A 13,779-nucleotide genomic window follows, 5' to 3' on the forward strand; every position below is an offset into this window, starting at 1 on the left:
ACCGTCAAAGGGTGTTAACCCCGAGTTAATTCGCTCCGCACAGAATTGCCCCCGAGATCTGCTTCATGGACGAACGGCTCCGACTTGTTCAGTAGGAGGCACCATGAAAATCACCACCGCAATGCTTGCCGGGCTACTCGCCCTTGGTTCCGCCAGCGCTTTCGCTGAAGGTGGCGCCGAACGCATGCGTCATTACTTCGACAATTTCCCCGTCCATCACACGCAAAGCGAACAGGCGAACGACGCCAGCACGAAAGAGATTCGGGTTCCCGCCGATCAGACGGCGCAAGTGACCGACTCCTACCGCAACTGAGTTTTTACAGAGCAACCGATGAACCTCCCACGGCTGTGCTCCGGCCTGGGGGAAGACAGTTAGGCGCCCTGTTCGGGCGCCTTTTTTTATGCCTGAAGATCCTTGATCCAGAACAGCATGCGCCCGTGATCAGGGTTGAACATGCCGGGCGCAAAGCCGAATTTGCTGTAGGCGTTCTGCGCCACGGCGTTGCCTTCCAGTACTTCGAGTGTGATCTTGCAGCAGCCGCGCTGACGGGAGATTTCCTCCACCTTGCGGAGCATTTTCTGGCTTAACCCCAAACCGCGAAACTTGCTCATCACCGCCACATCATGGACGTTGACCAAGGGTTTGCATGCGAATGTGGAAAACCCCTCAAAGCAGTTCACCACCCCTGCCGGTTCACCGCCGACAAACGCCAGCACACTGAAGGCGTGCGGCCGGCGCGCCAGCTCTTCGGGCAGGCGTCGCAGCAACTCAGGGTCGATCGGTTGCTCGCCACCCATGGGATCTTCTGCATAGTGATTGAGTACAACGCCAATGGCCTCGGCGTGCACTGGATTGGTGTAACTGGCCTGAAGCACAAGAATTTCTGCGGAATCCATTTCCATCCCCGAACACAAAAGCCCCAGCGCGCAAAGTGCTTGCTGAAAGGCACAGCAAGACCTTAGCGCGACCGCGGCCCGGCGGACAACCCGCAGGGAAAGCAAAAGATCACAAGGTCGTTCAACGCCCCCAGATCAGCTCCTCGGTCCAGCCCAATTCAGCAAAATCCGCGGCGCGCAATCGCGCCTCACCGACACAGAAAAACTCATCCAGTTGCGGCGGTTTCACGGCAGTGTCGCTAAGCATCGCGTGCACCTGCCCACGATGATGGATCTGATGCTCAAACAGGTGGGAAAGCATGCGCAAGCGGCTGTCGTGCTGCGGTATCTCGCGGGCGATGGTAACGAGCCGGCCCAGATCGGCATCGCGCAGTTGTTCGCAATAAGCGATCAGCCGGCGATCGACACGGGCCTGTTCCTCACGCAATGGAAGTGGGTCGGTAAAGGGTTCGGCGGCGTTGAAAAACACGTAGCAGTCAGGATGCGGTTCGTCCCCGCGCAGTTCGCGCTCCAGCGCATCCACATAGAACCAGTCACAGGTGAGGATGTGGTTGAGGGTCAGCCGCAGGCTCGGAAAAAAACTCACCCGAGGGGCCGACAGCTCGCTGTCGTCGAGTTGCGACCAGGCCTTGGCCAGTCGGTGATTGGCCCAGGCGTTTTGATACGCCATGGTCAATAGATGATGGGACAGCGGCTGGTTCATGTGGGCGCCCTCTTCTTTCAAGCCTCGGCAAAGCGCTGCAATTGCATTTCCTGCAAGCGACTGAGGGTGCGGCGGAACGGGAACTGCAGATAGCCCTCGGTGTAGAGCGCCTCCATCGCCACGTGTGCCTCGATGTACAGCGGGACCTTGCGGTCGTAGCACTCGTCTACCAAGGCAATAAAACGCCGCACGCCATCGTCGTGCACCGATAACTGTGGCAACTCACGATCCCCCGCCACCACTTGCGCGCTGCCGTCTTCGGTGCCGCGAGCGATACGTCCTTCGCGCTTCTGTGCGCTGAGGTTCGGCACCTCGCTCAACAGAATAGCCCGGTAGTTGTCGCACAGCGCGATGAAATCCATGGCGGCGAACGGTTGCTCGCACAGGTCAGCGTATCGACACCAGAGCACAGTCTGACTGGCCCGCACCACGTTGAGCACTCGATGGCCGACCGTTACCGGTTCAGCGCTGGCCGATTGCCCGGCCGTCAACGCGTCAAAGACCTCGCCCAGTGCACTGGTGCTTCCGGCATTGGCGACGACAAAGTAGCGCTGGTGGATCACGCCCGGATGCAGGCGATGATCCTCGGCGCCATTCACCGGGACCACCTGCATATGCGCCTTGATCGCCGCGATGGCCGGGACAAAACGGTCGCGATTGAAGCCATCGGCGTATAAATCATCCGGCGGCAGGTTGGAGGTGCAGACCGCGACCACGCCTTCGTCGAACATCACCTGGAACAGGCGCCCGAGAATGATCGCATCGCCAATGTCGTTAACGAACAGTTCGTCGAAACACAGCACCCGCACTTCGCTCGCCAGCTCCTTGGCCAGCGCACGCAGCGGATCAGCGATGCCGGTCAACTGGAACGAACGCTGGTGCACCCAGCCCATGAAATGATGGAAGTGTTGCCGCCGCGCTGGCACTCGCAAGCTTTGATAGAACTGATCCATCAGCCACGTCTTGCCGCGCCCGACCGGGCCCCACAAGTACACGCCGCTGACGGAGCGGGCGCCGCCGTGCAAGGCTTCGTGGCATTTTTGCAGCGCCCATACAGCGTGCTCCTGAGCTTCATCCTGGATGAAACCCTTGTGCTCGATGGCATGCTGCCAGGCGCTTAGCGGAGAGTCGAAAGTCATGCGCGGCAGTATGCCACGGCTTGCCCACGCCACACCCAATAAAACCTGACCTTTCAGGCAGTTTTATTGCGTTGCCCTCGCCGCTCTCTTCCGGCATTCTGCGCCTCCATTTTCTGACCCGGCTCCGCCTCACGGCGCGCAAATCATCATGACCGCCTCTGAAAAAGCCCTGCGCAACAACGATCTGATCTACGGCCTCAACGACCGCCCGCACCTGACCGCCACTGTGTTTGCTGCGTTGCAACACGTGTTGGCGAGTTTCGTCGGCATCATCACCCCGACCCTGATCATGGGCGGCGCCCTCGGTCTGCAAAGCGAAATCCCTTACCTGATCAGCATGGCGCTGTTCGTCTCGGGCCTGGGCACGTTCGTTCAGGCCAAGCGTTTCGGCCCGGTGGGCTCTGGCTTGTTGTGCCTGCAAGGAACAAGTTTTTCCTTTATCAGCGTGATTCTCAGTGCCGGGTTTATGGTCAAGGCCCGCGGTGGCGGCACCGATGAAATTCTCTCGACGATCTTCGGCGTGTGCTTTTTCGCTGCGTTCATTGAAGTGGCGCTGAGCCAGTTCATCGGCAAACTGCGCATGCTGATTACCCCGGTGGTCACCGGCACAATCATCACGCTGATGGGCCTGTCGCTGATCAAAGTGGCAATGACCGATATCGCCGGCGGTTTCGGCGCCGCGGATCTGGGCGGCGCCAGCCATTTGTTTCTGGCAGCGCTGGTGCTCGGCACCATCGTGGTGCTGAACCGGGTCGACGTGCCGTTCCTGCGTTTGGGCGCGATCGTCATCGGCCTGACCCTCGGCTACGTGGTCGCCTGGTTGATGGGCAGCGTGGACTTTGCCAACCTGCCCGACGTGCCGGTGGTCAGCGTACCGGTGCCGTTCAAGTACGGTTTCAATTTCGACTGGGTAGCGTTTGTGCCCATCGCGGTGATTTTCCTCGTCTCGCCGCTGGAGGCTGCCGGTGACCTGACTGCCAACTCGATGATTTCCCGGCAACCGGTCAAAGGCCCGTTGTACATCCGCCGGATCAAGTCCGGTTTGCTCGCCGATGGTCTCAACTCGGCGATGGCAGCGGTGTTCAACAGCATGCCGATGGTGACCTTCGCGCAGAACAACGGCGTGATTCAGCTCACCGGCGTGGCCAGCCGTTACGTCGCGTTTTTCATTGCCGGCCTGCTGGTGTTGTTGGGCCTGTTCCCGATGATTGGTGCGGTGTTGCAACTGATGCCCAAACCCGTGCTCGGCGGCGCCGAACTGGTGATGTTCGGCACCGTGGCCGTGGCCGGGATCAAGATCCTCGCCGAGGCTGGCCTGCACCGGCGCAACATGCTGATCGTGGCCATTTCCCTGGGCATGGGCCTGGGCATCGCCGCCGTGCCGGAAGTCCTGCGCGAACTGCCCCAGGCGCTGCGCAATATCTTCGAATCGCCAATCACCGTGGGCGCGTTGTGCGCTATCGTGCTGAACATCTTCCTGCCAGAAGAATTCATCGAACTTGAGGAGGACGACTTCGATCCGGAAGCCTCTATCCTGCAAGTCATGGAAAACCCGGATGTCCCGGCCAAAGGTGAACCTGCCTCGCCTGCGGCTGTCGCACAGTTGAACCGCTAACACTGCGCTCTGAATAACAGGGCTGATCCGGTAGCGGCTCAGCCCTTTTTTGTTGAGAGACTGTTTATGCGCCGCTTGCACGCCTTGATCCTGTCGCTATTTTTGCTGTCGCTCAGTGCCTGCGCGCTGTTTCCCAATCGTGACCCGGTCAACATCAACGTGGTCGGGATCGAACCGCTGACCAGTCAGGATCTGGAAGTGCGTTTCGCGATCAAACTGCGCGTACAGAACCCCAACGAAACCGCTATCGATTACAACGGCATCGCCCTCGATCTGGAGGTCAACGGCCATGCGCTGGCCTCGGGCGTCAGCGACCAGAGCGGGACGATCGCGCGGTTTTCCGAAACAGTGGTCAGCGTCCCGGTCAGCGTTTCCGCGTTCTCGGTGTTGCGCCAGACCCTCGGCCTGAGCCAGACGCAAACCCTCGACAACCTGCCCTACGTACTGCGCGGCAAACTCGCCGGCGGACTGTTCGGCACCGTGCGTTTTGTCGACAGCGGCAAACTCAGCCTGCCCAAGGCCAGCGCCGCGACCTGGTAAAAATGCGTCAGCCTCGCTGATCCACCCACTGACCTTGCCAGGCCGGCGCAATCCAGAATCCCGGTTGTTGTCCTGTGGGGATCCAGATACGACCCAGGCCAGGCTTTGTCACAAGGGTTATGTGTTGAACCGTACGCCCGGTTTGGCGCGCTCATCAACGCTCAACTCGAACACGTCGGGCCGCGCATAATGGCCGACCACGTCATAGTCATAGCGCGCCCGGATCAGGTCATCCGTATCGATTTCAGCCGTCAGCAGCCCTGCCTCGCCGCGTAACGGCCCCGCCAGCACATCACCCATCGGCCCGACGATCACGCTGCCACCGGCAATTAATGGACGATCCTGCGGCCAATTGGCGATCTCCACCCCCAGCTCATTCGGCGACGCCTGCACCTGACAGGCGCTGACCACAAAACAGCGCCCCTCATGAGCGATGTGGCGCATGCTCACCTGCCACATCTCGCGCTCATCCACGGTTGGCGCGCACCAGACCTCAATGCCCTTGGCGTACATCGCTGTGCGCAGCAAAGGCATCATGTTCTCCCAGCACACCACCGCGCCGAGTTTGCCGACCTGGCTGTCGAGCACCGGCAGCGTCGAGCCGTCGCCCGTGCCCCAAATCAGCCGCTCGGTACCGGTGGGCATCAATTTGCGGTGTTTGGCGACAAGTCCGGACTGCGGATCGAAATACAGCGCCGTGCAATACAACGTGCTGCCCGAGCGCTCGATCACGCCGATCACCAGATTGGCCCCGGTGCGCGCCGCCAAAGCCGCCAACGCGTCGGTCTCCGCACCCGGCACATCAATGGCATTGGTAAAATAACGTGCATACGCTTCACGACCTTCTGGCAATCGATAACCCAGTTGCGTGCCGAAGCCCTCACCTTTCGGATACCCGCCGAGCAAGGCTTCCGGCATCACCACCAACGCCGCGCCTGATTCAATGATGGCGGCCTCCCAACCGAGAATCTGCGACAGGGTAGCGTCTTTGCCACCGGGTAATGCGCCGATTTGCAGCGCAGCTACGATTGATTTTGGCATCGCGGTCACTCCATCCGATTCAGGTGTTGCTGATTCTCCGGCGTCACGGGATCATGAATAAAGCCCCGCTCACTGCTGAATGATATGAGCCAAATGAATATCGCCCCGGTCGACCTCAACCTGTTGAAAGTATTCGAAGCCCTGCATGAAGAATCCAGTGCCAGCCGTGCAGCCCTGCGCCTGGGCGTGACGCAATCGGCAGTCAGCGCGGCATTGCGGCGTCTGCGTGAAGTTTACGGCGATCAATTGTTTGTGCGCACCGGCCGCGGATTGGCGCCGACGCTCAAGGCCAATCAGCTGAAACCGGTGGTCAGCGAGGCGCTGAACAAATGCAGGCAAAGTCTGGCGATGGTTGATCCGACGGCCAATCACTACGACGGTCGTTCGGTCACTGTTGGCCTTTCGGACGATTTTGAAATTGCTTACGGCCGTCGCTTAATCGAGGAAATCGCCCGCAGTGCACCGAAACTGCGGCTGATCTTCCGCCAGACCCACAGCCAGATCGTCGCCCGCGCGCTGATGGAACGCAGCATCGACCTGGCGATCACTGCCGGCGGCTTTGCCGAACGCTTGCTCAGCCGTCAGGTGTTGGGCGAAGGGGGTTACGCGTGCCTGGTCGACCCGGTGAGCCTTGCGCCGGGCCAGCAACAGATCGATCTGCAGGAGTTTGTTGCCCGCGAGCACCTTCTGGTCTCGTCAGGCGGTTTTATCGGCATCACCGATGAAGGACTGGCGACGTTAGGCTTGACTCGCCGGGTGTGTGCGTCGACCACACATTTTGCCGCGCTGCCTTTTCTGCTCAAGGGCAGCCAGGCGGTGGCGACGATTCCGGCGCATGCCGCCGCGAGCATCGCCGCACTCAGTGGCCTGGCGCTGTTGCCCTGCCCGCTGGCCTTGCCGCGTTACCCGATCGAGCTGGGCTGGCGCACCAGTACCCAGCTCGACCCTGTGGTGGTGAAGGTACGCGAAGCCATTGTTGCGTGTTTCAACCGCGACTGCAGCGGCGTTACTTCGCTGCCATCAAGCGATTGACCTCACTGCGCACCATGTTGGCGAACTCCGGCGGTGACATGCCGTCCAGTTCCGCACGGACCCACTCGGCCCACTTGCCCTTGCGCTTGGCGCGCTCGCCGAACAACCGTGCAGCTTCGCCTTTGGCCTTGCCCAGATTGCTTTGCCAGAGGTCGAACAGACGGGATTTCTCATCTTCCAGCGCGGCGCGCTCTGCGAGGGGTTTGTCGGCCAGATTGAAACTCATGGGGAATTTTCCTGCTGCGTAAATTGCCGACATCTTACACGCTCGACTGAAATCTCCCGCGCAGGTTTTTGATTCCGGACTAAATTCAGTGCAACTTTTTACCCTGCGTCACACTCCATTGACCACTGTCCATTCAACTGCAAGGAGTCACCCAATGGCCCGCAAATCCGCCGTACAAGCCGCCCAGGATCAAATCAAGGATCAAGCCTTCAGCGAACTCCAGGCACTGATCGAAGAGTCCGAAAAACTGCTCAAGAGCAGTGCCTCGATGGTCGGCGAAGAAGCGGAGACCCTTCGCGGACAAATCTCGGTGAAGCTGCAGCAGGCGCTGGACTCGGTATCCAGCGTGCGTGATCGCACCAAACCTGCGGTCGAAGCCACCGAAAGCTACATCGGCGGCCACCCTTGGCAAACCGTGGCCATCTCGGCCGGCTTTGGCCTGGTGGTGGGTCTGCTGCTCGGTCGTCGCTAAGCAATCTCCTATGGTGAGGGGACTCGTCCCCTCACCACACCTCAGTATCCAGCCAGCGTTCTGAGCTGCAGCAAAGTCGGCTCATCCAGCACAATCCCCTGAGCCAGCGACCTCGCCCTCTGCAAATGCCGACGGTCCCCCGGCAAGCGCTTGAGCCCTGCCCCATGCATCTGACGCACCAGTTCTTCACTGCGCTCGGCGAAGCTCTGGCCCGCCGCCTTGCTTGGGTCGATGACGATCAATAGCTGGCCGGTCCACGGTGTTTTCGCCCCGGGATGGTTGGACCAATCGAACTCGAAAGAAAAATTCCCTCCCGTTAGCGCTGCCGCGAGCAATTCGACCATCATTGATAGCGCCGAGCCTTTGTGCCCGCCAAACGGCAACAGTGCCCCGCCTTCCAGAATCGCCTTGGGGTCCTGAGTCGGCTGGCCGAGGCTGTCGACGCCCATCCCCGGCGGCAGTTTTTCACCTTTGCGTGCGGCGATCTGCACGTCGCCATGGGCAATGGCACTGGTGGCCAGGTCGAAAACGATGGGTGCGGCGCCGGCGCGCGGGGCGGCAAATGCAATCGGATTGGTGCCGAACAAGGGCCGGTCAGCGCCGTGCGGCACCACGCAAGTCATGCTGTTGACCACGCTCAATGCCACCAGCCCTTCCTCGGCGAAAGGCTCGACATCCGGCCACAGCGCGGCGAAATGGTGAGAGTTGCGAATGGCCAACACGGCGATTCCGGCGTGACGCGCTTTCTCCACCAGCAGCGCCCGAGCCGCTGCCAGTGCCGGCTGGGCAAAGCCATTACCGGCATCGACCCGGACAAAACCCGAGGCGACGTCTTCAACCTGGGGCACTGCCTGGCCGTCGACCCAGCCACTGCCCAGAGTCGAAACATAGCCGGGAATGCGGAACACGCCATGGCTATGAGCACCATCACGCTCGGCATTGGCGCAGTTGGCGGCTAGCACCCGCGCTACTTCGGCACTGGTGCCATTGCGCAGAAACACGCTTTCAAGCAACCCGGTCAGCGCCTCAACGGTGATCGAGGACGCAGCGGCAGGTATTGCACAATCGTTTGGCGCAGACATCTGAAGCTCCAGAATAGTTATTGGAGGGAACACCAGCGTACGGACAACTTGCGCACCGATTAACCACGCCACAACAGTACCCTGTCAACCCTTCGACGCCTGCCGTCCAAAGCACCAGCATCTGGCCGTGCGATAACTATCTACCACCTGCGCCGCCTTCATCGCCCCTAGTCTCGGTTTTCATTCTTCGCGCCGCACGCGCCATTTCGAGACCTGATGATGACTGAGCCGGCATCCCCGTTGCTGTTCCCCGAAACCCTGAATTTTCCCGCGCTGTGGAGGCAACTGGGTAAAACGCACAACCTCAATGCCAAGGATTTCACCTGGCTGAGCCATGTGAAACTCGCCACCCAGGCACTGCGCAGCCGGCAAACCCCGCCAATGCTTGCGCAAAGCATTCACATTCACGCAGGCACGGCGCCCTCGGTGACGTTGGCAGGCTGTTTCATTCTCAGCGAAACGCCTGATGACCAGGGCGCGATCCTGTACACGCCCTACGACGGCATCAAGAAATACGAAAGCCTGGCCACGCTGAAAAAACAGCGAGAAAAACGTCTGAAGGATGCCGAAGAAGACGACCTGCTTCTGACCTTCATCGCGCTCGACCAACGTAGGGACATTGTCGAACAGCGGCAACGCACGCTGACGTTCGAAGCCATCGAAGGCGACATTTTCGATCATCAGAAGGCGCAGATTCTCGCGAGCCAGCAACGCAATGCCCAAACCACGCTCGACGAGTTGAAACGCCTGCCCTCGCTGACATCGATGCTGGAAACGCTCCTCAACGGCTTGTTGAACATCCGTTTGCCTCACATCAATCAGGCGCTGACCCGAGTCAACTTCTACCTCGATGCCGCGCTGGGCAGCGCTAACGCCGCATCGCCAACGCAGTCCGTCAGGCACTGGCACGACTCCATCAGCCTGAGTGACGCAGTCTTGATGGTCTACCGCAATCAGGGTTGGCCAACTGACCAGATGCATGAGTTTTCCCATCCCGGGCGTGCACCGTTCGATCGCGACCAGGCCGTATGGGAAGAGGCGCTTGATGCGGTCGCGGGCAAGCTGCAGGTGTTGCTCTTTCAACAATTGCAACACTATTGGCAGGCGCCCGCCGAAACAGGTACGCCGCGTAACACGTTTTTCAGTGCCGTGCTCCAAGAGCAGGCCCGCGCCGATCTGATGATCAAACGCGAAAGCGCCATCCTCAGCGCTGACAAGTTCGCTGTCCTGCATCAGATGATTCAGCCCGACGCCTTACCGGCCGGTCGCCCGACCATCGAAAACGTGCGGATCTGGGAGTACCAACCCGAGTATGTCGAGTTGGCCGGTTCGCTGATGATCAGCCACATCGATGCCTGTCTGTACACGCCCACGCACGGGTTGCAGGTGCTCAAGGACTACCCTGACCTGCGAGACACCGTGTTGAGCAAGTTCGGCGCACGCGGTCATCAGGACGAATTCTATGGCTTGCTGAGCATGCAGGAGCGCAACCGGTTCATTGGTTTCAATCGCCCGAACGTAACGGGAGAAAGCCTCGGCGGCGAGCCCTTCAAAGTGCTGTGCGAGGCGATCATCACCAAGCAACGGCAAAACATCGCCTACGCCTTGCAAGTGTTCCGGCACAGCGATGGCGGCGTCGACATTCATTCATTGTTCGACAAGGCCCTGGATATCCGCGCCATGCTGCATGAACGGCTGCTGACTCTGGACGCCGGCGAGCGTTGGTCGACACGCCCGGTATTGACCGGCGTGCAACAACCTTCCGAAGTGCTGGCGCACAAGGCGACGAGGATTGCCGACACCTGTGATCTGGAAAACATCGTGCTGACCGGCACGTTCAGAGGGCAGCCGACCGCGACCGAAGCCGAACAGCGCCGTTACCTCGACACTCTCAAAGGCAGGCTCAGCAATGTGTTGCTCAGCGGCGTGACCCATGAGGCGCAGCTACGCGTGATGAGTGGCTCGCTGACGGTGCCGGAGCAAGCGATAGTCGACACCGTGTTCAACAACGCTCAGCCCAGCCGCGATGATCGTCGCTCGCTCAATGGTTTCCGACCCGACGCCTGGTCAATCACCCTCAGGAGCGCCGGGGTGGTGCAAGCGTTGGCATTGGCCCATTGCTTTTTACTGACCGAGCGTGGCGGCCTGGATGACCTGCACTCCGGTCGCGCCGTTTTGTGGACCCCGGCACAGGGTCTGGAAGTCTTTGCCAGCATCGGCGGCGCCCGCCTCGCGCTGGAACATCGGCTCAAGGACAAGCTTGATCGCCTGACGCTGCTGGAAAACCTGCTGCCCCAGCAACGTCGGTTTCATAACGAGTACACCTTGGGTGCCTTGCGGTTGATCGAGGACAACGTGCTGCTGGAACGTGTCCAGTCCGGCATCGAGCATTTCCTTGCGCGTTGCAATCAGCTTCGCCAGCGCATCAAGACGGCGTCGAAACTCAAGGTTGCCTTTGACGTAGTGGTGAAAACCCCGATTGACACCAATTTGGAGCGCAGCGTCTTCCTGGCCAACGCCATCTGCCAGCAACAATCGCTGCCGGCCTGGATGGGCATGGCGCCGGTGCAAGAGCAACAGCTTTATCTCGAACTGCTGGAGCAATGGCGCCACAGTGTGGTTGACCAGCAGGATTACCTCAGCGGCCTGCCTTCACTGCCCGAGTACGTCAGCCAGCGCTTGCAGTCGTTGCTCGACAGCCGTTTCCCGGGTAGCGCGCTTGATCCGCAGAACATCGAGATCACCCCCAACCTGGCATTGGCCGGCCCTGCGCGCCCGCTGACGGAATTTGCGTTGAATCATTTCAACATCGGCCAGGGCACCGGGTTCAAGGTCGCCTCGAAAACCACCCGGCGTCTACCGGCCGGCCTGGATCAAAGCGCTGTCAGGCAATTGCTGTTGTCGCTGGACATACCCACGACATTCGCGGCAAAGATCACCGCCGCGTTGTCGCCGGGCAATGCGCAAGCCACGGCGCGCAGACAGCGCTTTTATCGCCAGTTGCCCTGGCAATTGCTGCAACATGCGCAAGGTCTGAAGATGCAGCAACAGCTGTCCGCCCGCGCGTTCGATCACCTGTGTCAGGTGCTCGACATGCCGGATGGCCTCGCCCGCAAAACCGTCGAAGGCGCCCACGCGATTGTTTCTCCGCTGTCGTTGTTCAAGACCGCAGGCGCAGTCGCTGTCGAAGCGTTGGGGCTGTACCTGATCGGTCCGGGCGGCGGCCACACCGGCCCATTGGTCCTGTATTCGCCGTATGGTGAAGAGGTGTTGCGCGAGTTCGTGGATTCGGCGAGCGTCATCGCCGCCATCAACACACCGGGCAGTTTCCAGGACCTGCTGATTCGTCGTTTGCCCCAGGCGCAGCAGTCGATCTTCGCTACGCTTTTACAATCCAGCGCTGGCATGACCAGTGAGTTCACCCTGTCCAGCACGCCCATCACCGGCAACGTGCTGCACAGGTTTTTTACTGACAACCTCAAACTGCTGCCGCAATTGCTGAGCTGCCAATTGCAACGCGACGCCCAGTCCGACTGGGACACGGCCAAAGCGCTGTTTAACCGAGGTATCAGCCTGAGCGCGAGCCTGCTCCCGGGTAAAGTGTCCTACCTCTCTTTTCTCTGGCAGGCCTACAAAGACTTCAAGCACTCCGCCGAAGGCTTGCAGGATCATCACTGGCCGCAAGCCCTGAAAAGCTTTATTTCAGGGGCGGCGCAAATGATCTCGCTGGGGCGTCTCAAGCTGGAAGGCGCCGCGCCCGTCACCGACGTCACCGACGTCCCCACACCGCCCACCGCGCAGGCTGCACCGAGCTGGTCGCAGATCAGAACCACCTCGCCGCTGCGCACCGAGTTGCAGCCCTTCGAAGCCACGGATGTCGCGCTGCAGGATCTGCGGCATGTCCCACAAACAGGCCTCTATGAGGATCTGCTCAACAAGCGCACCTATGCGCCGATCGCTGGCAAAGTAAACCGTGTAGACCACTCAGGTCCCGTGTGGCAGATGGTCAACGACCTGGCACCCGGCCCGAGCCTGGTCCAGAGCGGCTCACGCCTGCTGCTGGCACCTGATCAGAACGCCGCGCATTACGGCAAAGTCATGTCGATCCTGTCGCGCGCGGATGATGTTGAAGCCAACCGCAGAGCGTTGCTGAACATTGAAGCGATTGGCATGAAGGAGATTCAGCGCCTTCATCCGTATAAAGCACGGCAGATCCAGCAGGCCATCGACATTGCCCGCTTTTACGCTTTCAACAGTTTGCACAATCTGGCCCAACTCAAAGCCAACGTTCCCGGCAGCCGGCTGGATGGCTTTCTCAAGGGTTTTTTCGGGGTAACTGCGGTCGATAAACACCTGTTAAGCAAGGTGCACAAGGCGATCGTGCCGATCTGTGAAGCGCTGGTAGACCCCAGCGATGACCTGATGAACACCGAGCGGTTTGTGGTGGGCTCCAATATCTATAAGTCCTCCGTCAGTGCGTTTGTACTGATCAAGGACGAGCGCAAAATGGTGCATTTCACCGAGCATTTCTTCGACCCGAACCTGGCCTACTACCAAGAGCATCTGAGTGAGCCCTTCAACATCGAAGGCCACGCCCAGGCTGCCACCCTGATCCACGAATTTTCCCATCAATACTCCGGCACCGAAGACTTCGCCTTACTGGAAGCCCGGCGACCGTTTCCCGATCTGATCAACACCATCACGGTCTTCGGGCGAAACCTGAGGGATGCGCTGGAAGACTTTCGAAGCACCGCGCTGTCCCTGCAAACGCCGCGTCAGGCACTCTTTGCGCGTGAAAGCCACCGCCGCGGGGAGTATGTCGATCTGGACAAGAGCCCCGATGGCAGACACATCGGCAAAGAAATACTCAGGCTGACCAGCAGCCCGACCATGGATGAGGCGCGCAACGCTTTTTACAACCGGATCTCAGCGGATGCGCGGATCGATATCATTTTGCACAATGCCGATTCGCTCGCCCTGTTGATCTGCGAGATGGGCCGGCAACTGGACCCGGTGCCGGCGCCCTGAAAAA

At 60.1% G+C, this 13,779-nt stretch carries 12 protein-coding genes; 6 read left to right on the forward strand and 6 right to left on the reverse strand.

What is annotated here, in order from left to right:
- The first annotated feature begins 103 nt into the window (after positions 1-103).
- Positions 104-313, forward strand: coding sequence for a hypothetical protein (locus tag AB4P91_RS19745; RefSeq protein WP_395603468.1), 210 nt, complete (start codon positions 104-106; stop codon positions 311-313).
- Between the two features lie 86 nt (positions 314-399).
- Here the strand turns inward: AB4P91_RS19745 and AB4P91_RS19750 are convergent, their stop codons facing one another.
- The 3 genes from AB4P91_RS19750 to zapE form a co-directional block, all read right to left on the reverse strand.
- The gene (locus AB4P91_RS19750) at positions 400-897 is read right to left on the reverse strand and encodes a GNAT family N-acetyltransferase (protein WP_150591754.1); all 498 of its coding nucleotides are present in this window, start codon (positions 895-897) and stop codon (positions 400-402) included.
- 121 nt (positions 898-1,018) lie between these two features.
- On the reverse strand, positions 1,019-1,600 hold the full coding sequence (locus tag AB4P91_RS19755; RefSeq protein ID WP_395603469.1) for a DinB family protein: 582 nt from the start codon (positions 1,598-1,600) through the stop codon (positions 1,019-1,021).
- A gap of 17 nt (positions 1,601-1,617) precedes the next feature.
- Positions 1,618-2,739, reverse strand: a complete 1,122-nt coding sequence (gene zapE / locus AB4P91_RS19760) for a cell division protein ZapE (protein ID WP_395603470.1) — start codon at positions 2,737-2,739, stop codon at positions 1,618-1,620.
- A 148-nt stretch (positions 2,740-2,887) separates the two neighbouring features.
- Between zapE and AB4P91_RS19765 the strand changes: the two genes are divergently transcribed.
- Entirely contained in the window at positions 2,888-4,354 is a 1,467-nt protein-coding gene (locus AB4P91_RS19765; protein ID WP_150687372.1) for a nucleobase:cation symporter-2 family protein, read from the forward strand.
- Positions 4,355-4,420: 66 nt separating this feature from the next.
- Positions 4,421-4,894 (forward strand): LEA type 2 family protein, encoded by a 474-nt coding sequence (locus tag AB4P91_RS19770; RefSeq protein WP_395603471.1) that lies wholly within the window; start codon positions 4,421-4,423, stop codon positions 4,892-4,894.
- A 117-nt stretch (positions 4,895-5,011) separates the two neighbouring features.
- On the opposite strand, the gene AB4P91_RS19775 is transcribed toward AB4P91_RS19770, so the two are convergent.
- Positions 5,012-5,935, reverse strand: coding sequence for a carbon-nitrogen hydrolase family protein (locus AB4P91_RS19775; protein WP_395603472.1), 924 nt, complete (start codon positions 5,933-5,935; stop codon positions 5,012-5,014).
- Positions 5,936-6,019: 84 nt separating this feature from the next.
- On the opposite strand from AB4P91_RS19775, the gene AB4P91_RS19780 reads away from it, so the two are divergent.
- Positions 6,020-6,967 (forward strand): LysR family transcriptional regulator, encoded by a 948-nt coding sequence (locus AB4P91_RS19780; protein WP_395603473.1) that lies wholly within the window; start codon positions 6,020-6,022, stop codon positions 6,965-6,967.
- Here the strand turns inward: AB4P91_RS19780 and AB4P91_RS19785 are convergent.
- Positions 6,942-7,193 carry a hypothetical protein gene (locus AB4P91_RS19785; protein WP_042559031.1) on the reverse strand — a complete coding sequence of 84 codons (252 nt, stop codon included), beginning with the start codon at positions 7,191-7,193 and terminating at the stop codon, positions 6,942-6,944. The two genes, AB4P91_RS19780 and AB4P91_RS19785, sit on opposite strands and share 26 nt — an antisense overlap.
- A gap of 154 nt (positions 7,194-7,347) precedes the next feature.
- Here AB4P91_RS19785 and AB4P91_RS19790 point away from each other — a divergent pair, with 154 nt between their 5' ends.
- Positions 7,348-7,665, forward strand: a complete 318-nt coding sequence (locus tag AB4P91_RS19790) for a YqjD family protein (RefSeq protein WP_150591747.1) — start codon at positions 7,348-7,350, stop codon at positions 7,663-7,665.
- A gap of 41 nt (positions 7,666-7,706) precedes the next feature.
- Here AB4P91_RS19790 and AB4P91_RS19795 read toward each other — a convergent pair whose 3' ends face one another.
- Positions 7,707-8,747, reverse strand: coding sequence for an Ldh family oxidoreductase (locus AB4P91_RS19795; protein ID WP_150591746.1), 1,041 nt, complete (start codon positions 8,745-8,747; stop codon positions 7,707-7,709).
- A gap of 219 nt (positions 8,748-8,966) precedes the next feature.
- On the opposite strand from AB4P91_RS19795, the gene AB4P91_RS19800 reads away from it, so the two are divergent.
- Positions 8,967-13,775, forward strand: coding sequence for a hypothetical protein (locus AB4P91_RS19800; RefSeq protein WP_395603474.1), 4,809 nt, complete (start codon positions 8,967-8,969; stop codon positions 13,773-13,775).
- Positions 13,776-13,779 lie beyond the last annotated feature (4 nt).

It is taken from the genome of Pseudomonas sp. B21128, assembly GCF_044218865.1.
Lineage (GTDB): Bacteria > Pseudomonadota > Gammaproteobacteria > Pseudomonadales > Pseudomonadaceae > Aquipseudomonas > Aquipseudomonas iridis.